The sequence below is a fragment of the Pedobacter agri PB92 genome (assembly GCF_000258495.1).
GTDB lineage: Bacteria > Bacteroidota > Bacteroidia > Sphingobacteriales > Sphingobacteriaceae > Pedobacter > Pedobacter agri.
In genome coordinates this window covers 14565-33588 of sequence record NZ_AJLG01000035.1, presented here as the reverse complement: position 1 = coordinate 33588, position 19024 = coordinate 14565, and the positions used below count along the sequence as shown (strand labels likewise).

The following is a 19024-nucleotide window of genomic DNA, read 5'->3' as shown; positions in this document are numbered from 1 at the left end:
ACGTACACACTAGACCGTTGAATGTCAAAAATAAAATAACCATCCAAAGCGGACGATCCCATCTTAAAAAAAATATCATTGCGAATCTCAGCCATTAATTTGATTGTTTATTGTTAAAAACCTAAAATAAAGGGCATTGTTTTAGCCTTAAAAGAATGCTTGCTAATCGATAATTCCATTAGCATAAGCAAAACGCATCAATACTGCAGTGTTTCTGGCTCCTGTTTTATCAATCAAACTTTGCCTGTGCCCTTCAACAGTACGTTTGCTGATAAATAACTTATCAGCCATTTCTACATTGGTTAAGCCTTGCCCAATCAGTTGTAAAATCTCTATCTCTCGTGAAGAAAAATCGCTGCTACGCATTTTAAAGTTTGGAACAAGTTCTTTTTCAATGACGTGATCAATAATGGGTATGGCCAGGCTGGAACAGATATAGCGTTCTCCAACCATTAACCTGCTAATGGCAAAAAAAAGTTCGTCGGCATCAACTGATTTGGTTAGAAACCCACGGGCGCCTGCCTTTATGGTTTGATAAAGATTGGCATCACTTTCCATCATCGACATAATCAAAAACAGGGATTTGAGGATATGATTGTTTCAGTTCGGTTAACATGGTGATGCCATCCATGACAGGCATACCAATGTCAGAAACAATTAAATCAGGAATCAATCCTTTATTCAAAGCATCAATCACCTCTTGCCCATTGCTGGCCTCATGTAATACCTGGTATTGTTGTGTAGATTCTAATAGCATCTTAACGCCGTTTCTAATCACTTTGTGATCTTCGGCCAATATGATCTGTTTCATTTATTTTGTTGTTGGCAATTTCTTCACTAACATGAGATCTGGTATGATCAAGCACTGTGTCAACATAAGTTATTCCATATAGTTTTAACAGAATTTACCGCCCGAATTCACCAAATAAAATGGCAATAAAAAGCCGGATGCGATCAGGCATCCGGCGGTTATTTGTTTGTGTGTTGTTTATTATTTTGAATAATCACTCCATTGCGCAATGCCATCTGGCTCAGCCGCAATTACCTCCGCACTTTTTTCTTCACTCATCTGTTTATTTAATTCTTCTGTTTCTTCCAGCTCCAAGGTCTTATCATCATCCATATTGGTTAAGCCTTCCGTTTCCTGAACGAAAGCAGCCGGATCTGAAACAAACTCCCATTCTTTATTCATGCCAGGCATTTCGCCTTCATTCCATGGTCCGGTGAATGATTTCTCTGGAGAAAGATTGAAATATTGCTGTGTAAATCTTGGATCTGCCTGCAATACACCTGGCGGAAAATTCGGTTGAATGGTATCCAGCGCTGCTTCAAACATTTTATAATGCGCCACTTCGCGGGTCATTAAAAACGAAAGTGTTTCTTTTACGTAAGGATCATCAGTAAATTTCATCAAGTGTTCATAAACTAATTTCGCTCTTGATTCTGAAGCCAGATTACTTCTTAAATCGACAGTTAAATCACCATTGGAATGAATATATGAAGCACACCACGGAATACCCTGGCTATTGGCTAACCGTGGACCGCCACTGCTTAGCATCACAAAATGTGGATTTGCAGATAGCGCAGCGTGAATAATATTCTCTTTGGCCGCCTTCCCATCAAGAACCTGCATAATTTCTGATGAATCAGCAGCATCTTTTAGTGAACCATTTACACCTTTGAGCAGCATTTGAATCGTTGCACCTACAATCTCCAGGTGACTAAATTCTTCGGTAGCAATATCCATCAGCATATCATACTTATCTGGATGGGGTTGCTTTGCACCAAATGCCTGTGTAAAATATTGCATCGCTGCTGCAAGTTCGCCGTTCTCACCGCCGAACTGTTCTAAAAGAATATTTGCGAAAACAGGGTCAGGCCTGGAAACCCTTGCATTGAACTGCAGGTCTTTTGAATGATGGAACATAAGCTTTGTGTTTTGTTAATGAAAACTGTTGATCAATCTTCTCACTATACACCATAAAAAAAGAGGAATGGTTTGCGGTATTGTCAAAACACGTACTAAAATTAAAATGAGTATTTAGCAAGGTTGAGTACCTGCTATTACAGCAACAAAACAACAACAAATCGGGTACTTTATTTATGCTGTTCAATCAAACTAAGCAGTGGTTTCGTATGTCGTAATTGGTATGATAATCAAAAATTCACTAAACAGATTGCAAAGTCTGGTTGCCAGTAAACAGGCAAGGGCTGACTACATCAAATTAACTACACCCTTAGGAAATCTGTTCGCTGCAAGTGGTATCATATTATCAATATTAAGTATCATATTTTTTTATAAAGGTTGTATTGAGCATTCGAAATTTAATTATGCATTCCTGGTTTATGGAATTTGCCTGGGTTTATTGGCAAGCATCGCGATACTTTTTTCAGTAAAAATTAACGATCGATTAATTAAAGATACTGGTCGACAAACTATGAAGTGATAGATCGCCTAAACACTAAGTTTTCAGTTACAAATTAAATCTTTAAAATGAAGGTTTTTGGCAGCGAATTGATTAGCCTCTACAATGGTGATATTGTAATGATCATCTTAGCAGTTGATGAAATGGACTGTGAGCGACTTTATCATTATTTAACCATCGATGCATATGAGTTTAAAAAGCATATTGCCGAGCATCTTCCTGAAGTTACTTATCTATCTGTAGGGTTTAAAAACCCGAATGGAAAACTAGAATGGAATAAAAACTATATAGAGCTACCCAAATGGTACGATCTTAATTGATCAAATGATAAATGTAATACAGTTACGAAAAACTTGACCATTAATCATAACGCTGGGCTTTGCTTTAACGACTTGCAATGGTAAATAGGCAAATTAGAAGAAGGCTGAAAATATGAACCGCTACACAGATTCAACCATTTTGGATACGAATACAATAGATAGTACCCAACCTAACTTCCTTGCAGATTCGACCACAATGCACTTGCGAATGCCGCACATTAAATAAAATAATTTTAATGGAAGATATGTTTGCATTATTCCTTTATGGCAAACATTTTTGATTTTTAATCCGTTTCTATTTAAAATTTGAATGGGAACAATTGTTTTTTTTTGGCGATAGTCTGACTGCTGGTTACGGTCTCAAGGATCCACTCAAAGAGTCATTACCTGCCAGAATCGGTCAGATTTTAATGAGTGAGGGTATGGATTATCATGTTATTAATGCGGGTATTAGTGGTGATACTTCTGTTTCAGGGTTGAACCGTTTACCCGACACTTTAAAAATCGATACAGATATTTTTGTACTGGAACTTGGCGCCAATGATCTGTTGCGTGGGCATCCGGCAGCGCTGGTAAGCCATAACTTACAAAAAATAATTTCAGCAGTAAAAGCAACTCATCCTGCAGCAGATATCCTTATTTTAGGAATGAAACTTCCTTTTTGGATACCAGATGAACGGGCGCCTGGTTATCGCCGCATTTATCAGGATTTAGCAGTACAAAATCATTGTGAACTTGTACCCTATTTGCTAGATGGAATTGAGGGAAGAAAACATCTGAATATGTATGATGGTGTTCATCCGCTGGCAGAAGGCTATAAGATTATGGCAGATACGGTTTGGCCAACGTTAAAAAAATGATCAAAGATAGAACGTAAATTAAAGAAAGGTGGAAATTACTCCACCTCTCCTTCTCCAAGTCCTTCTAAAAACCATCCAGATTTATAATCAAATTTTGCTGATTTCGAACCCGATTCATTTCTGACTTCACTGGTAAAATCGTGTGCAATAATTTGCTCTGCTTCTAAAAGTTGTTTGGCCATGATGCTGTATTCCTCAGGATCCAAACCTTCTTTAATAATATAACTTGGCGCACCTGTTTCCGACCAAATGGTATCGATAAGTGCCTCGTCAAATTTGTGCCTAACCAGACTTAAATCGGGATTTTCTGCTTTCATAGGATGTTTATTATTGGATTACAATTTTAGTTAAGGATGTCCGCTTCCACCAGCAGCACCATAAATTTGTCCGGTAGCGTAGCTTGCATCGCTTGCAGCTAACTGCACATAAATAGATGCTAATTCAGCAGGCTGGCCGGGTCTGCCCAGAGGTGTCTGTGCTCCGAATTCTACAATGGCGTCTTGCGGCTGTCCGCCACTTGTTTGCAGGGGTGTCCAAACCGGACCTGGCGCTACGCCGTTAACGCGAATACCTTTCGGACCCAGTTGTTTGGCAAGCGACTTAACGAAAGCTACGTTTGCTGCCTTGGTTTGTGCATAATCAAACAAATTCTCAGATGGATCGTAAGCCTGAACAGATGAGGTTGCAATGATTACAGCGCCTTCAGGTAAATGTGGCAAAGCAGCTTTGGTAATCCAGAACGGTGCGTAAATATTGGTTTTAATGGTTTCATCAAATCCCTCTTCGGTTAAATCGAGCAACGATTCTACCGCTTGTTGATGCCCCGCGTTATTCACTAAATATCGATTCCTTCCAGTTTTTCAACCGTTTGTTCAACCAATTGCTTACAGAAAGATGGATCGGTAATATCACCGGGAATACCATAACCTTGCCTTCCGGCTGATTTTATTAAAGCGATTACTTCATCAGCATCAGATTGTTCCTCTGGCAAATAATTAATCACCACATCTGCCCCTTCTCTGGCGTAAGCAATAGCCGCTGCCCTTCCAATTCCCGAGTCGCCTCCGGTAATCAACGCTTTCCGCCCCAGTAACCTTCCTGATCCCTGGTAGCTATTTTCTCCATGATCAGGTACAGGCAACATTTTCGAGGAAAGCCCCGGAACTTCCTGTGGCTGCTTTTCAAAAGGTGGTTTCGGATATTTATTTAACGGATTTTCAATGGTTTTTCGATTCTGTTCCAGCATAATATTTATCTTTTTAATGTTATTTGTTTATTGGAGATTCAGGCACAAAATATCGTTTGCGAATCATAAACCTCCGTTTAAGCAACAGCAGGAAATCAAAATTTGTTCAGAATAAATCGACAAGGCGAAGAAAACAGCCATACGAACATCCATCCAGTCTACCTATCAATTTTAAAAAAACCAAGTGCGCTCTGAAATGTTATGGTATAAAACTTAAAATACAAACGATGACAGACGAGAAAAAACAGCAGGCAATCAAATTATTAAAACAAGGACTTGAAACCGTTGAAGAACGCGAATACACAGAGATTGCGGAAGTTCCTACAGAAGATGAAAATCGGTTTGAAGTGAAATATAGCTTTGTACACGACGGCATTGAGGGGATATTCACTGTTATTGGCGAGCGTGCAAATGCTGACGACGAAGAGGAGCTAAAAATTAATCTGCTAAGTGAATTTGCAGATGATTCGCTACATTACGATTCGGCTACTGCAAAAGAGCAGGTAGATAACGATTTGATTAATGTAGAAGAGTATTTACATCGCCATATCAACGAAGGTTAAATAGAAAACTAGCATAACAACGGAAGGCAAATCAAACACCTTCTGTTGTTATCTTCGTTAATATTTTATAGCTCACTTAAAATAGTCAAAAGCTTCTCTAAAGCTAAATCACGCTGTTCAAACTCCTGAAATAAAAAAGGAAATGACCCTTTCATGGTATCGATATGGATTTCAGGAAAATCCTTACTCAGTATCCGGTCCTCATGATCATATTGAACAAGATCTTTGGGTCTGACCATAATAATACTATCAATTTTGATAAAAGTGTTTTGTACGCGGACGAATTTTCCATGTTGTGAAATGGGCATGTTGATTTGGTTTAGTTTAGTTGCTACAAATTTGAGCATCGGCCAGCCCAGAATCAAGCGCTAAACTATGATATCATAGAATGAACAGCGATGAATGATGATTTTTATTGATATTTATCAAATCGAGGTGATTCTCACACCATTTTGTGATTTAAAAGACTTGAAAAGCAAATGATCACTGATCTTTTCAGCAGATCATATCAATAAAATCGCATGTCCTAAAAATTTGTGGTCAATGATATTCGAAATACATTGTTGAAGGTGTTTTTTTCCTCACCTTGATCGGCCATTAAACCGTAATCGAAACTAGTTTCTATATTTTCGCTAAATCGATAACCAATTGAAACATACGGCCTGTTTTGATCGAAAAGATGCCCGTTTGCATATTGGCGGTTTAACACATTTAAAAAAAGTTCATTTTGTAAGCCTGCAAACAGGCCGGTAGTAAAATCTTCGTTGGCAGAGATTGGAAACTGGACAGCTGCGAAACCCCTTGCCCGCATGGCAAGATGGGAACCTGAATCTTGCAGAAATCGCTGTTCGAAACGCCCACGCAACTGAACCTCAATACGTTTGATCTTAAACTCATATTGGTATTGTTGATAGATCCGATGTTCATATTCATATTCTTCACCATCGGGCCAATCTCCTTTGTAAGCATAACCCAAAGCAATGCTATGCTGATCATTAATGTTATAAGCTAAAGCTGTACGTAATAAAAGCGTATTTATTTGATTCAGGTTTTGCTCCGACCGGCTTTGAACATCTGCCAGTATATTGAAACGATCGTTAATTTTTTGCGTATGCGTTACAAAAAGCCAGAACTGTTTCGGCCCGCTTTGAGCAAAAGAAAAGGATTGAAAAGCTCCAGCAACAAATAGTAACAGAACTGTTTTTTTGATCTTCATGTGTTTAGCCAACATCAAAAAACTATTAAAAGTTTTGCTCACTAAAGCTGCAGTATTTTTAGCTTACCAGATGCTACACTTGCTATAGCTTTGAAGTCGCGAATTTTTGCTACTGGGTTAAACAGGTATATAACGCAACCCATGGTCCGATTTGAGTAGCATCATACCCAATCTATATTTAAGCAAAACTTATCGCATTTTTTTCGTGTTGACTTGAAAAATCCCTACCATGAAGAAAAATTATTTAAAAATCAGTGCTGCATTAATCATGCTAAGCACATCGCTTGTCCAGGCGCAGCGAGGCCTCCCGCCAAAGGATGTCACTAAATCTTTATCTGTAACTAAATATGCACAGGTATTAGAATTTAAGCCTGAAATGTTAAAACTTTTGAAAACACCGCCGGGTTGGCAGGTAAGCCTTGCCGCATCTGGTTTGGGTAAACCTCGAATGCTCTACACCAGCCCAGCAGGAAAGGTTTATGTAACGCGAAGAGATGGTGGCGATGTATTGTTGCTTGATGACTCGAATAAAGATAATAAATTCGAAAATCTGATTACCGTTGTCTCTAATTTTAAAGGAGTTCATGGCATTACCATGAAAGATAACTGGATGTACATTTGCAACAGCAATGAGCTCCGCCGCTATCCTGTTAAACCAGATGGCACCTTAAATGTTTATGGAGCAGAAACATTGATCAAAGATCTCCCTGACGGTGGTCAGCACCCTAACCGAACGATGGATTTTGGCCCTGATGGAATGCTTTACATTAGCGTAGGCTCGCTTTGCAACGATTGTAAAGAAAGCGATAAGGAAACTGCAACCATGTTACAGGTTGATCCAAAAACGTGGGGCAGGAAGATTTTTGCGAGTGGTTTAAGAAATACCATCGGCTTTGATTGGCATCCGCAAACGAAAGAACTTTGGGGTATAGATAATGGCGGAGATACCAAGGGCAGTGATTGGCCACCGGAGGAAGTGAACCGCATTATTATGGGGGCAGATTATGGGTTTCCTTACGCATACGGTAAACAGGAGGTAGATAAAAGCCGTGAAGATCCTGCCGGAAACACCAAAGAAGCAGTTGTAAAAAATACGCAACCCTCAATACTGGAATTAACTGCCCACATGGCTCCTATTGGCTTCACATTTTTTCGCGGAGCAGCTAATATTCCTGCAGAGTGGTCGGGTGATGGGTTGGTTGCATGGCATGGCTCTTGGAACGCCGATAAACCTGTTGGATTTAAAGTACAGCGCATTCATTTTGAAAATGGTGTAGCCGTAAAAGCTGAAGATTTCTTAACAGGCTTTTTGCAGGGAGAATCCCGCTTTGGCAGACCTGCAGGAATCACGGTAACGAAAGAAGGAACAATTTACATTTCGGACGATGCCGCCGGAAATATTTACGCCATCAGAAAAACAAATTAATTATGAGAGCATTAACCTATATCTGCTTAGCAGTAGTTTGCGTGGCTACAGTAGCAGCGATTAAACCTGAACCAACGCCAAGAATTGAATTTGATGCATTGGAAAGCTATCCTGAAGGCATTGCATTCGATCAAACCAAGAATGTTTACTATGTATCTTCCGCCCGTTTGGGCAATATTGGCCAGGTAAGTCCTCAAGGGATGTACAGCGTATTGCATGCTGACACAACATTGAAATCTACTTATGGCTTGAAAATCCATCCTGATGGTAAAAAACTTTATGCCTGTGTAAGTGATGCAAATTATAGCAAATTCACTAATCCTGCTACGAGAATGAAAATGGCCAGATTAATTGCCATTGACATTCAATCTGGCAAAAAAGTCTCAGATGTTGATTTGTCGGCACTTTTACCTGGAAAACATTTCGCGAACGATCTGGCTTTCGATAACCAGAAAAATGCTTACGTTACAGATAGTTTTGCCGGTGCCATTTACAAAGTAACGCCAGATGGAAAGGCATCAGTATTTGCTAAAGATGATTTATTTAAAACTGAAGGTGTAGGATTAAATGGCATCGTTTTTCATCCTGATGGTTATTTAATCGTTGATAACAGCTCAAAAGGGCAACTCTTCAAAGTAATGCTTAACAATCCTAAATCCGTTCAAAAAATTATGATCGATCAATATTTTTTAGGTGCGGACGGTTTATTGTTGAAAGACAAAAACAATCTTACTATGGTTGTTAATGGCGGAAATGATAAAATTTATCAACTTACGAGCAACGATAACTGGCAAACTGCCGCGGTTAGCGCAGCTACTGCATCAACAGATCGTTTTACCTATCCTTCTACAGCAACTTCAAACGGCGCAGATATTTGGATTATGAATGCGCAATTCAATCAGCTATTGGATAGCAATTCGGTGCCAGTAAAGAAATTTGCCATTCAGAAAGCAATCTTCAAACCAATGAAACCGTAATTTCATAAATTTTGATCAGATTAAAAGTCGGCTCAAACACTTTAGCATAGATATAGTACTGGCATATTTACGACGCATCAGTACTGAGATGAAATAACCCATTATAAAGACGTGATTGCGGAGCATCCTTTGGTTTGGTAAATACGCGTTTACAATAGGTTTATACGTATTTTTTGATGAACTGTTGACAAATATCAACAATGTATTGACTAGAGTTTTCCTATTTTATATTATTGTATCCGACAATTAAGTCGAGCAACCAATGGATGACGGTTTGCTCCCTTTCGGATGAAAGATAAGATCCCTCCCGACTTCTGTCGTGAGGGATTTTTGCATTAATCATAATACAAAAACAATTGCATCTCATATCAGAGGTTACCCAAACATTTTACTTCGATCCGGGTTTGATTTAAGATCCCTTTTTAAAGTAGATTTTGCTGAAGCGCTTATTCATGAAACAACTATTCTTATCAATCCTCTGTGTGCTGATTTTTATTAATCAAAAAGTACATGCCCAATTCAATTTCGAACAATTAATTCAGGCAGGTCCGGCCGACGTTGAAAAACTTGTTGAAGCTTATTCTCAGCCACTTCTTTATGGATTTGGTTTAGGCATGAACAGTGGGTGGACCAATACTGCACAAACATTAGGTCCGTTACATTTCGATCTTAGAATTATGGCAACTGGCTCACTGGTACCTAAATCTAAACAGACTTTTGATGTTACCAGCATCGGCCTTTCCAGTAATCTCCGCCCTGCAGATCCAAGTAAAATTAAGTCGCCAACGTTTACCGGCGACCGCTACAACAATGGTCCTTATATGGATTTGTTTGATGGAAATGGCAATAAACTTATCTCGTTTGAACTTCCGAGTGCAGTAATCGAAGACCTTATACCTACACCTCAGGTTCAACTTACTGTAGGTTTTCTGGCCAATACAGAACTGATGTTAAGAGCAGCACCAAAAATTAAACTTGGAGAACGATTTGGATCGGTCTCCTTATTCGGCCTTGGAATTAAGCACAATCTCGTGAGGGATTTTATTCCTAAAGATGTGAAGAAAACCCCGTTTGATCTCTCTATACTCGCCGGATTCAATGTTCTTAATTATGGTAGAACACTTAATCTGCAACCATTGCCCGGCATGATTCCGGAAAATAGCCAGCAAGCAACAGACTTCACTGGTCAGGAGATTTACGGAAGATTTGACAACTACCTTCTGCAAACTACTCTTTCCAAAGAAATCGGTTTCTTTAGTCCATTTGTTTCACTAGGCTATAGCATATCATCTGCAACGCTGGGTTTAAGAGGAAATTTTCCCATTCCGAACAGCATACGTGATAACCAGGTCGCGTACATTACCTACACTGACCCATTTGAACTGAAAAGAACCTACCTTAAAACGCTACGTGGAGATGTAGGCTTTCAACTAAAACTTCCTGTTGTCCGCCTATATGGCTCATATGGCTTTTCGGGTGGTTATGGCATGCTAAGTGCAGGTATCGGACTTGGGTTTTAGTTTTTCTCGATCTCTTTTAAGCTATCCATTTTTTTGTAGGCAAGAAAACCTTTAATATCTTCGAAATGTTCGCGAACACGCTTGTTACCAAATTCAAATACTTTTTCTACCAGCCCATCCAAGAAATCCCTATCGTGTGAAACCAGGATAAGTGTACCATCAAAATCTTTCAAAGCATCTTTGATAATATCTTTCGTCTTCATATCGAGGTGATTGGTTGGCTCATCCAGTATCAAAACGTTTACCGGCTCCAACAATAATTTAATCATCGCCAATCGGGTTTTTTCACCTCCTGAAAGTACTTTCACTTTTTTAGTCGTATCATCTCCACTAAACATAAAAGCACCTAAAAGATCTTTAATTTTGACAGTTCCTTCACCCATCGGGATCTGATCAATGGTATCGAACACGGTAAGATTTTCATCTAACAAAGCGGCCTGATTTTGAGCAAAATAGCCTATTTTAGCATTGTGACCAACTTTTAAACTTCCTTCAAAATCGATTTCGCCCATAATCGCTTTAATCATGGTGGACTTACCTTCGCCATTCTTACCAACGAAGGCTACTTTCTCTCCACGTTCGATTACCAGATTCGCTTTCTGAAAAACCACATGATCGCCATAAGTTTTAGTAAGCTCTTCTACCATTACCGGATATTGCCCTGAGCGAGGCGACGGTGGAAACTTTAATCTTAAAGCGGATGTATCTACTTCGTCAATTTCTATCACCTCCAGCTTTTCGAGCATTTTCACACGCGATTGTACCTGAAGCGTTTTGGAATAGGTTCCTCTAAAGCGATCAATAAATTCCTGGTTATCGGCAATAAATCTTTGTTGTTCTTCGTAGGCTTTCAGCTGGTGTATTCGTCTATCTGCCCGTAATTGTAAATAGTGACTGTACTTGGCTTTGTAATCGTATATCCTGCCCATCGTTACTTCAATCGTACGATTCGTGATATTATCTACAAACGCCCTATCGTGAGAAATTACCATTACAGCCTTGGCAGAATTAATCAGGAAATCCTCCAGCCATTGAATACTTTCAATATCCATGTGGTTGGTGGGCTCATCCAACAGAATCAAATCAGGCTTTTGAAGCAGAATTTTAGCAAGTTCAATACGCATACGCCATCCGCCTGAAAATTCAGAGGTTTGGCGGGTAAAATCCTTCCTTTCAAAACCCAAGCCTTTGAGCACTTTTTCCACCTCCGCATCATAATTTACTTCTTCAATCGAATAAAACTTTTCACTCAGTTCTGAAACCCTTTCGATTAGTTTCATGTAATCGTCACTATCATAATCAGTCCGAACAGTAAGCTGTTCATTCAGTTCATCAAGTTCCTTTTGCATTTGGTTTACCTCCTGAAAAGCTTTCATAGTTTCTTCAAACACCGTAAGCTTATCTTCGGTAAGCAAATGCTGGGGTAAATATGCAATAACCGCATCTTTTGGTCCGGTAACACTACCTGAAGTAGGTTTTGCAACATCAGCAATAATTTTCAAAATGGTCGACTTTCCCGCTCCATTTTTGCCCATCAAGGCAATTTTATCGTTTTCGTTTATGGAAAAAGTTACGTCGCTGAAGAGCGTGGTTCCGCCAAATGAAACGGAGATGTTGTTTACATTAATCACAGTAGAAATATTGAAATTTCTGCAAAGATAAAAGAAAGACCTTAATTTATAACCACCAACGGCAGTTATATATTAAGGTCTTCATGTCGTTTTTAGTAGGTGTCATTCAACCTACATTTGAACAAAAATAATAAATATTGTTATTTCGCTTTATCTATGCGAGTTTCACTCGGCCCGCCATAATAAACAGAGCGCTCGTTAAAAGTTGTTTTACCCCTATCAACCTGTAAATCCATGGTAAACGATACTTCCATTTTATCGGTATATTTTAATGGTTTACCTTCATTATCGTAAAAAACAACCTGGTCCATGGTAAAGGTTTCTGGGGCATCAAACTCATTTTTACCTGTTCCATTGGCTATAGGCATTAAGGCAAGCATTTTACCTTTTCCTCCTGGCGCTTCGTAGAAACCAATTTGTGGCAACTGGCTATCATTGCTCACGCCGCCTCTCACGGTAATATCGCCATCGATAAACGGATATCCCACGATAGCGAACCGTTTACCATTATTCTCTTTTACCTGGTTTAACGCCTGATACTGTTCAAAATTTACCACTTGTCCTTTCTCTTTGTTTTGACTACATGAAACAAGTATTGCAGATGCAATAGCGACAAGAAACATTCTTTTCATATTTGTATTATCTAAGTTAATTAATTAGTCTGTTTTAAATTAGTTGAGCAAACCTGATACTTTGAGGTTTGGATAACGTTCACCCAGTTTTTTAAGAAAATCGTTTGCAATAACAATCTCTTCTATGTTTTTCTGAACGTTTAGCGAAAATGCACTGGCATTGGTATTGGCATAGGTAAATAACAAAGCTGAAAACATGATCAATTCAATGGGGCTAGCATCAGTGGCCAAGGAGATTCTGTAAGCTTTAACATCATCGCCTTTCTGTTTGGCAAAAGCTTTAATTACACCTTCTAAAGGAACTTCACTTATGGATGATGCTCGTAAACGAGCCGCATCAAAAACCAGATGATTGGAGATTTCTCCCTCCGTATCAGTATCTAACAAATGTAAATCGGCACCGCTAAGAATAAAATACTTTGGCGTTTGAACGGTATGAAATCTAACGGTTCCTAGAGTGGCCATTCCTTTTAAACTATCTTTAATACCATCTTTGATCGAATCTTTGGTAGAATAATTCATATTGGCATAATTAAATGCATCAATAGGCTTGCCTTCCATTTGCTTAGGTAAAAAGGAAAGTTCAGAATTTAAAAATTTGTTTTTGTAGGTAAGGACATTTCGCATTTCTGCATTAAAATCAGTGTTTTGAAACATTTCTTTCTGCTTCTTTTTCTTCAATTGCATAAAGTAGAAAATGCCTCCATAAATTACAATCATGAAAACAATAATAAAAATAACTGAGCTACTCATTTTTTAAGGGTTTTAGTGGATAAATAAGAATTTAGACTGTTGTTGGTGTAACTTTTGGTTTTTGATAAGGAAGATTTCCCCAAATTAAAAAAGCCACAAATAATATCACGATTAGTTTGGCGCCATACCTCGTATAAAAGGGTAAGCCAATTAAGTCTTTTTGATTTAATTTTTGAGTGAGCAGAAGCTGTTTTAATTCGCTTTCTGGCAAATCGAAATAGCGTTCTGTTTTTTCATCATAACCAACCAGTTTTGGTTCTTGTGTGATGTACAATGGCAGAATATAAGCGATGTTGAATTCTTTATGCAGGGTTGCTAAGTCTAGGTAGTTGCCATTATCAAGCTTGAACTCATCAGTATCTGGTAAATCATGAACGGTGTTTAAAACCCCTCTTTCTCCAATCGGTATTCTCGCTTTCGCGAATATTAAATTTGAAGTACTAACTATTATTGTGAAAGCTAAAACAAATTGCTTCAAGCAGATCATCCTTAAAATTTTTATCGTTTAATAATTTTTGGGATACTGGGGATGAACAGATCACACACTAAACTACGCTAAGAAATTAATCTTGGCGGAGCAAACTATTATTCGTCTGATTATTTTTATAATTCGCTGGCCCGGAATTATTTTTCGCGTTGCCGCTTGGCTATCCAGGCAATAGGTAAATCCATCAAATGATCAATTATTAGAATCATGGTAATGGGTAAATCCTCTCAGAGGTTGTGTAGAGCAACCTTAAATTATTTAACTCTTTTGTAAACGCTGGTTTGGTACCGATTTTTGTCTGCAGGCAATGGATTTCCACTTCTGTCCCAAATGGCTATTTGGGTTTTAAATAGCAGTTTGTTGTTTTTTACAGATAATTGAATATAAAGGTCATTTACATGTGTTTGTGGATTAATGAGTAGTTCATTGCCCTGCATTTGTGCTTTCAATTGAAAAGCTGGCGCCTCTCCCGTTCCCACATCTACAACCGTTGCATAATTTTTGCCTTTTTCAAATTTGATAATCAGAACTAAGTTGTGATGGCTCTGTTCTTGCTCCCAGGTACCAGCGAAAGCTCTTTTTGGAAAAAGTTGATTTTGTGCCCTCCCTAAACTGGCGCACATTAAAAAAACAATTAATATAAGTAGGTTTTTAGCCACAATTTATAAACTAAATGAAACTGGCACGAGCTTAGCACCCATACCAGTAATGATTAAATTTTCTCGATCACTACGTTTGATATTTCGTAACCAAAATCTTCACCTTCATCTTTAACCTTTACCTTGCCGGTACTGTAATCTTTTACAGTTGATGATTTTTTAACGCCTTTATTCGGATAAACAATTTGTGCTGTTATTTTCACTTTGTCGCTGGTGGTTAACTTATTACCATCTTTATCAAAGATCACCACATCTTTTTGTTCGAATTTTCGGCTATCTTCAGGAACATCAATTAATACTGAATTTTTTCCTTCTCCATAATTTACTTTCACACCGGTAATTGTTTTATTTCCAGTTTGGATGATAAAGAAATCATTGAAAACTTCAAATTCCATAGAAATTGAACTGCCGGTTCGTGTAAGAAATGGCGCTTTAAATTTTCCTTCCAAAGTAATGGTCTGATTGTGGTGGGTATAACTAGTTTCGATTTCCTTAGCAATTTTAACACTGCTACTGGTATAGAAAAATACAACCCCGATAAATAGCACTACTGCTACGGCTAAAATGGTTTTTATTGTTTTCATATTGATATTTATTATTGATTAAATTTTATTTGTTTCTATTAGTAGAACTTTATTCTCGACAGGAGCATGATTATCAGAAATAAAATGACCGCTAAATAGAGTGACAACTCCAAAAGCACAGATTTCCAACTGAAATACTCCTCATGAACCAGCAAGGTTTTCAATTCGTTATTTTCATCTTCTACACCATAATTTAAGATGTAATTTTGCAAAAATTTAGGCGAACCCTGATGTATTCCTCTAAAAGGCTTCGCTATAATTTTGTTTTTAGTTTTAAAGCTTGTTAAAAAATTCTCTACATCTTTTACGACAATCGTAGCTTTGGGTTTCGCATCAGTTTCATTACCATAAAGCCCGATACCTCCTTCTTCTTGTCCCTTTATTTCGATTTCCTTAATTTTAAAACCGGTAAGTTCGAACTCCTCTTTATCATCAATGCCTGTAAGTTTTGTAATGGAAACCTGCTCATAGCTTTTGTTGTGTTTGTCAGCATAGCGTTTTATCGTAATGCCGAAATAAATTAACACCACCGAAAGTATCATCAGTGGCTTAAAGTTTCCAGCTATACTATCCATCAAATTGGTTTTAGGCTTATCAGTCATTTATCTAATTTTAGATTGATCACTTAATTTTATCTATTCTTATATTCTTGGTAACGAAAAAATAATACTGATCACCAGGTTTAGCTAAATTCTTAAAATCAGGATTAAACTTGCTATCCTCGTGAGTTAATGGTATATATGCTCCTGATTTTGTTTTATCATAAATTATATCGAATGTTAGTGACACCTTTTTGTTAAGTGGGATTTCGTTACCATCATTATCAAGAAAAAAGCTATTGGCTTCATCCATTTCGTTGTTATCTTTTTTGCGAATATTTACTGCGTTTTTATTTTTCTCTTTAATCGCAAACCGCAATAAAAAATTTCCCTTTTCATTTACCAGATGGCAAGCATGTTGATGATTGGTGGGTAACCAATTGATAATTTTGATATAGCCTTGCAGTGTAATGCGTTGTTCATCGTATTCGGTTTTCTGATACAAATTTTTCCAAACCGACCTTTCGTCTGAAGGCAGTACTTTGCCTGGTTTTTCGCCTTCAAAAATGGGATAACCCTTAACTACGGCAATTCCTCCAAGCAGTAACCAGGCGGGGATAAAAAGTATATACAACTTCAACCTTAAAAACCAGAACAATAAATTCCATGCAGGAAGCGCAAAAATTAATGCTTTGGTGAAACCTTTATTGTTCTGAAAAGCTGGTACTAATGCTTGCAACAAAAATGAGGTTAATACCGCCGGAATAAATATCATCACGAATATGAACAAACCACCTAGAAAAGGTGTATCTACAATATCGTTTATCTTTCTGTTAGTTGTTTTTATGCCTACTATCATTGCTTTTAATATTTATTCTGTCTAAAAATTCCATTTAAATAAAAAGTTTCATCAGCGGTTTAAAATTTCCAGCAATACCATTCATGAGATCTTTTTTAGGTTTGTTATCCAATTGTGATCTTATTGATTTTGTTGTTCATTTTTTATATCAACTTATTTTTTTAACTGGTCTTTTATTACCCCAAACAGCTTTTCGTTGAGGGTCGTAAACCATAAGTCCGTGTTTTAAGGCCATAGCAATAATTTTATTTGAGGTGATTTGCTGTGTAGACGAATTAAGGTGCATCAATACCCAGTTGCCAAATTCTCCTGTTCCTGTAGAAAATAAAAATGGGCAATCGTCTATCTCCTTTCCAAAGTATCCTTTTTGTCTTTTGCCAAACTCTTCTTCAAAGCCATTTAAAAATTCATCTTCATTAAAAAACTCCATAGCAGTGTGGCTATTTTCTTCAATTATGGCATCATAACATTCAAAAAGCATGGCGGTTTTCGTCCTGTCAGAGCGTTTCCAAATGGCTAAATCGTAACTCATGTTCTTTTATTCTAAATTGATATCAGGTTAAGCATATTAATTAACAAGCTTTGTTTAGCGCTCTATTTCCTAAATATCGCCACCAGATTTTTGTTGTTTTTAGTCATACTTTTGATGTTGCTTTTGGCCATTTTCAAAGTGCTTGACGCAAAATCGGCATCAAGTTTTCCAAACACAGTTTCATCATTTATTTCCGCCTGACTAAGGGCATTGTTTTTGTGAGTTACAAACACCACGCTGTCGCCTTCTACAGCCGTTACCTTCCATAATACAAATTGATTTTCATCAAAGCCTTTTACCTGGTATACGTCGCCAATTTCAGGGTTTCGGATATAGCCTCCCTTTTTATCTAAAACATTAATTGTAATTACCGAAAAGACTAGTAAGCCGATTATAATTAAGCCGGCAAAGTATTTTAATGGTGTTTTAGCATTCCCTTTTTGACTTTGAAGGTAATTGCGACTTTGCGGATCAAGTTCCCGTTCGGTTAGCGTCTGTTTACAGTGTGGGCATTGGGTCATGCCTTTTTTACCAATAGGAAACATTGGTATCCAGAAAATATGGAAGTAGTTTATTGTGTAGACTACATTTAGCTTACCAGTATTGCAATGGTTGCAAGTTTGTTGTGTACCAAATGCATTTAAAAGTTTTGATCGTGTTCCAAAAATAATCATGACGTTTTTCTTAAGATTTTTGATTGATGTATTGCTATTTATCTTTTATAAGCAGGTTTTTCTAACCTAACTGGATTTGGATTTTTCAGCACCCACTTGGTAGCCAACTCGCATAAAAAATGGAGTTCATCGTCGTCACCATCTCCATTTTTTCGAATATCTTTTATAATCAGATCAGCTTTTTCCAAATCAGCGGTAGCAAGAGAATTTTCTGTTTTAAGATGTAGACCAAAGGCATCCAACATCTTTTTAAAATCTGCGTTCCAGTTTCCACCACCATTCCGATGTATTTCATCTCTCACTTTTCCGGCAATACGCACCACTTCGCCCTGCAACGTTTTAGCACTACCGCTAGAGGGTATTAAAAGTTCCCACAACGCTTCATACTGTTCTTGCCAGGTAGTTCCATTTACTTTAATTGGTGATACGCCGTCATGCATCAAACGCCTTTTTACAGGCGGAACATGAAAAATTTTATAGAGTTGATCGAGTGCTTGTTCGGTTTCTTGCAGGTAATCTTTATTAAAATTTTCCCGATGAAATTCAAAATCCTCTCCCTTTTTAACTACCGCATCTTTCATTTTTTGCGTAATGTTATTGTCTGCACTAAGAAGTATGCTTGAAATTTTCGCCAGCGCCTGAAGGTCCATGTTCCTGGCATTACTGAGCGCACTTTCGAGTGGCGTCTGCTCATAATCATCTACTGCTTTAACATTCGCACCGTATTCAATCAGCTTTTTAACCGCATCTACATTAAAACCGTGTCCTGTTGCAAAGTGTAATGGTGTAGCACCATACGTATCAACGGCATTTACATTCGCACCAAGCTCTAAAAAAACACTCACATCGCCACCCCTAATGCTGGCTTGTTCATGAAGTGCCGTACGTTGATAATTATCTACAGCTTCTAAATCAGCGCCTTGCGCTACCAACCAACGCACAAAATCATTCGGAATGCGATAAAAACTGAGTGCCGTTGTTTTCCCATAACCTCCCCGGGCATCTATTTCGCAAGTATCAAATACTTTTTTAAAACTTTCAAAGTCTTTTGCGTCCAGTATTTCACGGAAATCTTTAGGAAGTGTTTTCTTTTTCTTCGCCATGGCATATAAATAAGTTT

Annotated in this window: 24 protein-coding genes and 1 pseudogene; 7 read left to right on the top strand and 18 right to left on the bottom strand. The window is 37.9% G+C overall.

The features are described from left to right. Positions 1 to 162 precede the first annotated feature (162 nt). The 3 genes from ON09_RS24155 to ON09_RS07355 form a co-directional block, all read right to left on the bottom strand. Positions 163 to 561, bottom strand: coding sequence for a response regulator transcription factor (locus ON09_RS24155; protein WP_010600418.1), 399 nt, complete (start codon positions 559 to 561; stop codon positions 163 to 165). Further along, positions 548 to 811: a response regulator gene (locus tag ON09_RS24150; protein ID WP_010600417.1), complete on the bottom strand. Its 264-nt coding sequence runs from the start codon at positions 809 to 811 to the stop codon at positions 548 to 550. The genes ON09_RS24155 and ON09_RS24150 overlap by 14 nt, the downstream gene beginning before the upstream one ends. A gap of 180 nt (positions 812 to 991) precedes the next feature. Beyond that, entirely contained in the window at positions 992 to 1927 is a 936-nt protein-coding gene (locus ON09_RS07355) for a manganese catalase family protein (RefSeq protein WP_010600416.1), read from the bottom strand. Positions 1928 to 2150: 223 nt separating this feature from the next. Between ON09_RS07355 and ON09_RS07350 the strand changes: the two genes are divergently transcribed. The 3 genes from ON09_RS07350 to ON09_RS07340 all read left to right on the top strand — a co-directional run bounded on the left by ON09_RS07350 (position 2151) and on the right by ON09_RS07340 (position 3606). Next, positions 2151 to 2447: a hypothetical protein gene (locus ON09_RS07350; RefSeq protein ID WP_029204182.1), complete on the top strand. Its 297-nt coding sequence runs from the start codon at positions 2151 to 2153 to the stop codon at positions 2445 to 2447. 47 nt (positions 2448 to 2494) lie between these two features. Beyond that, the gene (locus tag ON09_RS07345; protein WP_010600414.1) at positions 2495 to 2746 is read left to right on the top strand and encodes a hypothetical protein; all 252 of its coding nucleotides are present in this window, start codon (positions 2495 to 2497) and stop codon (positions 2744 to 2746) included. Between the two features lie 320 nt (positions 2747 to 3066). Further along, positions 3067 to 3606: an arylesterase gene (locus ON09_RS07340; RefSeq protein WP_010600413.1), complete on the top strand. Its 540-nt coding sequence runs from the start codon at positions 3067 to 3069 to the stop codon at positions 3604 to 3606. Between the two features lie 35 nt (positions 3607 to 3641). On the opposite strand, the gene ON09_RS07335 is transcribed toward ON09_RS07340, so the two are convergent. Together ON09_RS07335 and ON09_RS07330 are read right to left on the bottom strand one after the other, a co-directional pair. Continuing rightward, positions 3642 to 3923 carry a hypothetical protein gene (locus ON09_RS07335; RefSeq protein ID WP_010600412.1) on the bottom strand — a complete coding sequence of 94 codons (282 nt, stop codon included), beginning with the start codon at positions 3921 to 3923 and terminating at the stop codon, positions 3642 to 3644. A 30-nt stretch (positions 3924 to 3953) separates the two neighbouring features. Continuing rightward, positions 3954 to 4750: pseudogene (locus ON09_RS07330) on the bottom strand (SDR family oxidoreductase). A gap of 329 nt (positions 4751 to 5079) precedes the next feature. Between ON09_RS07330 and ON09_RS25140 the strand changes: the two are divergent. Further along, positions 5080 to 5415, top strand: coding sequence for a hypothetical protein (locus ON09_RS25140; protein WP_010600411.1), 336 nt, complete (start codon positions 5080 to 5082; stop codon positions 5413 to 5415). Between the two features lie 65 nt (positions 5416 to 5480). On the opposite strand, the gene ON09_RS07320 is transcribed toward ON09_RS25140, so the two are convergent. Then, entirely contained in the window at positions 5481 to 5723 is a 243-nt protein-coding gene (locus tag ON09_RS07320) for a hypothetical protein (RefSeq protein ID WP_010600410.1), read from the bottom strand. A gap of 218 nt (positions 5724 to 5941) precedes the next feature. Continuing rightward, a complete protein-coding gene (locus tag ON09_RS07315; RefSeq protein ID WP_157258871.1) occupies positions 5942 to 6631 on the bottom strand; it encodes a DUF2490 domain-containing protein in 690 nt (229 codons plus the stop codon). Positions 6632 to 6860: 229 nt separating this feature from the next. Here ON09_RS07315 and ON09_RS07310 point away from each other — a divergent pair, with 229 nt between their 5' ends. The 3 genes from ON09_RS07310 (at position 6861) to ON09_RS07300 (ending at position 10554) form a co-directional block, all read left to right on the top strand. Then, the gene (locus ON09_RS07310; protein WP_010600408.1) at positions 6861 to 8057 is read left to right on the top strand and encodes a PQQ-dependent sugar dehydrogenase; all 1197 of its coding nucleotides are present in this window, start codon (positions 6861 to 6863) and stop codon (positions 8055 to 8057) included. Between the two features lie 2 nt (positions 8058 to 8059). After that, positions 8060 to 9034, top strand: coding sequence for an SMP-30/gluconolaconase/LRE-like region-containing protein (locus ON09_RS07305; RefSeq protein ID WP_010600407.1), 975 nt, complete (start codon positions 8060 to 8062; stop codon positions 9032 to 9034). A gap of 452 nt (positions 9035 to 9486) precedes the next feature. After that, a complete protein-coding gene (locus tag ON09_RS07300) occupies positions 9487 to 10554 on the top strand; it encodes a DUF6588 family protein (protein WP_010600406.1) in 1068 nt (355 codons plus the stop codon). Here the strand turns inward: ON09_RS07300 and ON09_RS07295 are convergent. From ON09_RS07295 to ON09_RS07245, 11 genes are all read right to left on the bottom strand, one after another. Further along, positions 10551 to 12185, bottom strand: a complete 1635-nt coding sequence (locus tag ON09_RS07295; protein ID WP_010600405.1) for an ABC-F family ATP-binding cassette domain-containing protein — start codon at positions 12183 to 12185, stop codon at positions 10551 to 10553. The two genes, ON09_RS07300 and ON09_RS07295, sit on opposite strands and share 4 nt — an antisense overlap. A gap of 140 nt (positions 12186 to 12325) precedes the next feature. Continuing rightward, entirely contained in the window at positions 12326 to 12817 is a 492-nt protein-coding gene (locus tag ON09_RS07290) for a hypothetical protein (protein WP_010600404.1), read from the bottom strand. Positions 12818 to 12856: 39 nt separating this feature from the next. After that, positions 12857 to 13570 (bottom strand): hypothetical protein, encoded by a 714-nt coding sequence (locus ON09_RS07285; protein WP_010600403.1) that lies wholly within the window; start codon positions 13568 to 13570, stop codon positions 12857 to 12859. A 31-nt stretch (positions 13571 to 13601) separates the two neighbouring features. After that, a complete protein-coding gene (locus ON09_RS07280; protein WP_010600402.1) occupies positions 13602 to 14057 on the bottom strand; it encodes a hypothetical protein in 456 nt (151 codons plus the stop codon). A 254-nt stretch (positions 14058 to 14311) separates the two neighbouring features. Further along, positions 14312 to 14716, bottom strand: coding sequence for a hypothetical protein (locus ON09_RS07275; protein ID WP_010600401.1), 405 nt, complete (start codon positions 14714 to 14716; stop codon positions 14312 to 14314). 53 nt (positions 14717 to 14769) lie between these two features. After that, positions 14770 to 15300, bottom strand: a complete 531-nt coding sequence (locus tag ON09_RS07270; protein WP_010600400.1) for a hypothetical protein — start codon at positions 15298 to 15300, stop codon at positions 14770 to 14772. 38 nt (positions 15301 to 15338) lie between these two features. Continuing rightward, positions 15339 to 15902, bottom strand: coding sequence for a hypothetical protein (locus ON09_RS07265; RefSeq protein ID WP_010600399.1), 564 nt, complete (start codon positions 15900 to 15902; stop codon positions 15339 to 15341). 19 nt (positions 15903 to 15921) lie between these two features. Beyond that, positions 15922 to 16698 carry a hypothetical protein gene (locus ON09_RS07260; RefSeq protein ID WP_010600398.1) on the bottom strand — a complete coding sequence of 259 codons (777 nt, stop codon included), beginning with the start codon at positions 16696 to 16698 and terminating at the stop codon, positions 15922 to 15924. Positions 16699 to 16846: 148 nt separating this feature from the next. Further along, complete coding sequence (locus ON09_RS07255; protein ID WP_010600397.1) at positions 16847 to 17230, bottom strand: hypothetical protein; 384 nt, start codon at positions 17228 to 17230, stop codon at positions 16847 to 16849. A 62-nt stretch (positions 17231 to 17292) separates the two neighbouring features. Next, complete coding sequence (locus ON09_RS07250) at positions 17293 to 17904, bottom strand: zinc-ribbon domain-containing protein (protein WP_010600396.1); 612 nt, start codon at positions 17902 to 17904, stop codon at positions 17293 to 17295. A gap of 38 nt (positions 17905 to 17942) precedes the next feature. Then, entirely contained in the window at positions 17943 to 19007 is a 1065-nt protein-coding gene (locus ON09_RS07245; RefSeq protein WP_010600395.1) for an ankyrin repeat domain-containing protein, read from the bottom strand. Positions 19008 to 19024 lie beyond the last annotated feature (17 nt).

Excerpts from the sequence above, each read along its gene's own strand:
- ON09_RS25140 (WP_010600411.1), top strand. The coding sequence starts at position 5,080 with ATGACAGACGAGAAAAAACAGCAGGCAATCAAATTATTAAAACAAGGA.
- ON09_RS07350 (WP_029204182.1), top strand. The coding sequence starts at position 2,151 with ATGATAATCAAAAATTCACTAAACAGATTGCAAAGTCTGGTTGCCAGT.
- ON09_RS24155 (WP_010600418.1), bottom strand. The coding sequence starts at position 561 with ATGATGGAAAGTGATGCCAATCTTTATCAAACCATAAAGGCAGGCGCC.
- ON09_RS07265 (WP_010600399.1), bottom strand. The coding sequence starts at position 15,902 with ATGACTGATAAGCCTAAAACCAATTTGATGGATAGTATAGCTGGAAAC.
- ON09_RS07310 (WP_010600408.1), top strand. The coding sequence starts at position 6,861 with ATGAAGAAAAATTATTTAAAAATCAGTGCTGCATTAATCATGCTAAGC.
- ON09_RS07315 (WP_157258871.1), bottom strand. The coding sequence starts at position 6,631 with ATGAAGATCAAAAAAACAGTTCTGTTACTATTTGTTGCTGGAGCTTTT.
- ON09_RS07260 (WP_010600398.1), bottom strand. The coding sequence starts at position 16,698 with ATGATAGTAGGCATAAAAACAACTAACAGAAAGATAAACGATATTGTA.
- ON09_RS24150 (WP_010600417.1), bottom strand. The coding sequence starts at position 811 with ATGAAACAGATCATATTGGCCGAAGATCACAAAGTGATTAGAAACGGC.
- ON09_RS07290 (WP_010600404.1), bottom strand. The coding sequence starts at position 12,817 with ATGAAAAGAATGTTTCTTGTCGCTATTGCATCTGCAATACTTGTTTCA.
- ON09_RS07355 (WP_010600416.1), bottom strand. The coding sequence starts at position 1,927 with ATGTTCCATCATTCAAAAGACCTGCAGTTCAATGCAAGGGTTTCCAGG.
- ON09_RS07285 (WP_010600403.1), bottom strand. The coding sequence starts at position 13,570 with ATGAGTAGCTCAGTTATTTTTATTATTGTTTTCATGATTGTAATTTAT.
- ON09_RS07320 (WP_010600410.1), bottom strand. The coding sequence starts at position 5,723 with ATGCCCATTTCACAACATGGAAAATTCGTCCGCGTACAAAACACTTTT.
- ON09_RS07280 (WP_010600402.1), bottom strand. The coding sequence starts at position 14,057 with ATGATCTGCTTGAAGCAATTTGTTTTAGCTTTCACAATAATAGTTAGT.
- ON09_RS07305 (WP_010600407.1), top strand. The coding sequence starts at position 8,060 with ATGAGAGCATTAACCTATATCTGCTTAGCAGTAGTTTGCGTGGCTACA.
- ON09_RS07270 (WP_010600400.1), bottom strand. The coding sequence starts at position 15,300 with ATGAAAACAATAAAAACCATTTTAGCCGTAGCAGTAGTGCTATTTATC.
- ON09_RS07255 (WP_010600397.1), bottom strand. The coding sequence starts at position 17,230 with ATGAGTTACGATTTAGCCATTTGGAAACGCTCTGACAGGACGAAAACC.
- ON09_RS07245 (WP_010600395.1), bottom strand. The coding sequence starts at position 19,007 with ATGGCGAAGAAAAAGAAAACACTTCCTAAAGATTTCCGTGAAATACTG.
- ON09_RS07300 (WP_010600406.1), top strand. The coding sequence starts at position 9,487 with ATGAAACAACTATTCTTATCAATCCTCTGTGTGCTGATTTTTATTAAT.
- ON09_RS07250 (WP_010600396.1), bottom strand. The coding sequence starts at position 17,904 with ATGATTATTTTTGGAACACGATCAAAACTTTTAAATGCATTTGGTACA.
- ON09_RS07345 (WP_010600414.1), top strand. The coding sequence starts at position 2,495 with ATGAAGGTTTTTGGCAGCGAATTGATTAGCCTCTACAATGGTGATATT.
- ON09_RS07335 (WP_010600412.1), bottom strand. The coding sequence starts at position 3,923 with ATGAAAGCAGAAAATCCCGATTTAAGTCTGGTTAGGCACAAATTTGAC.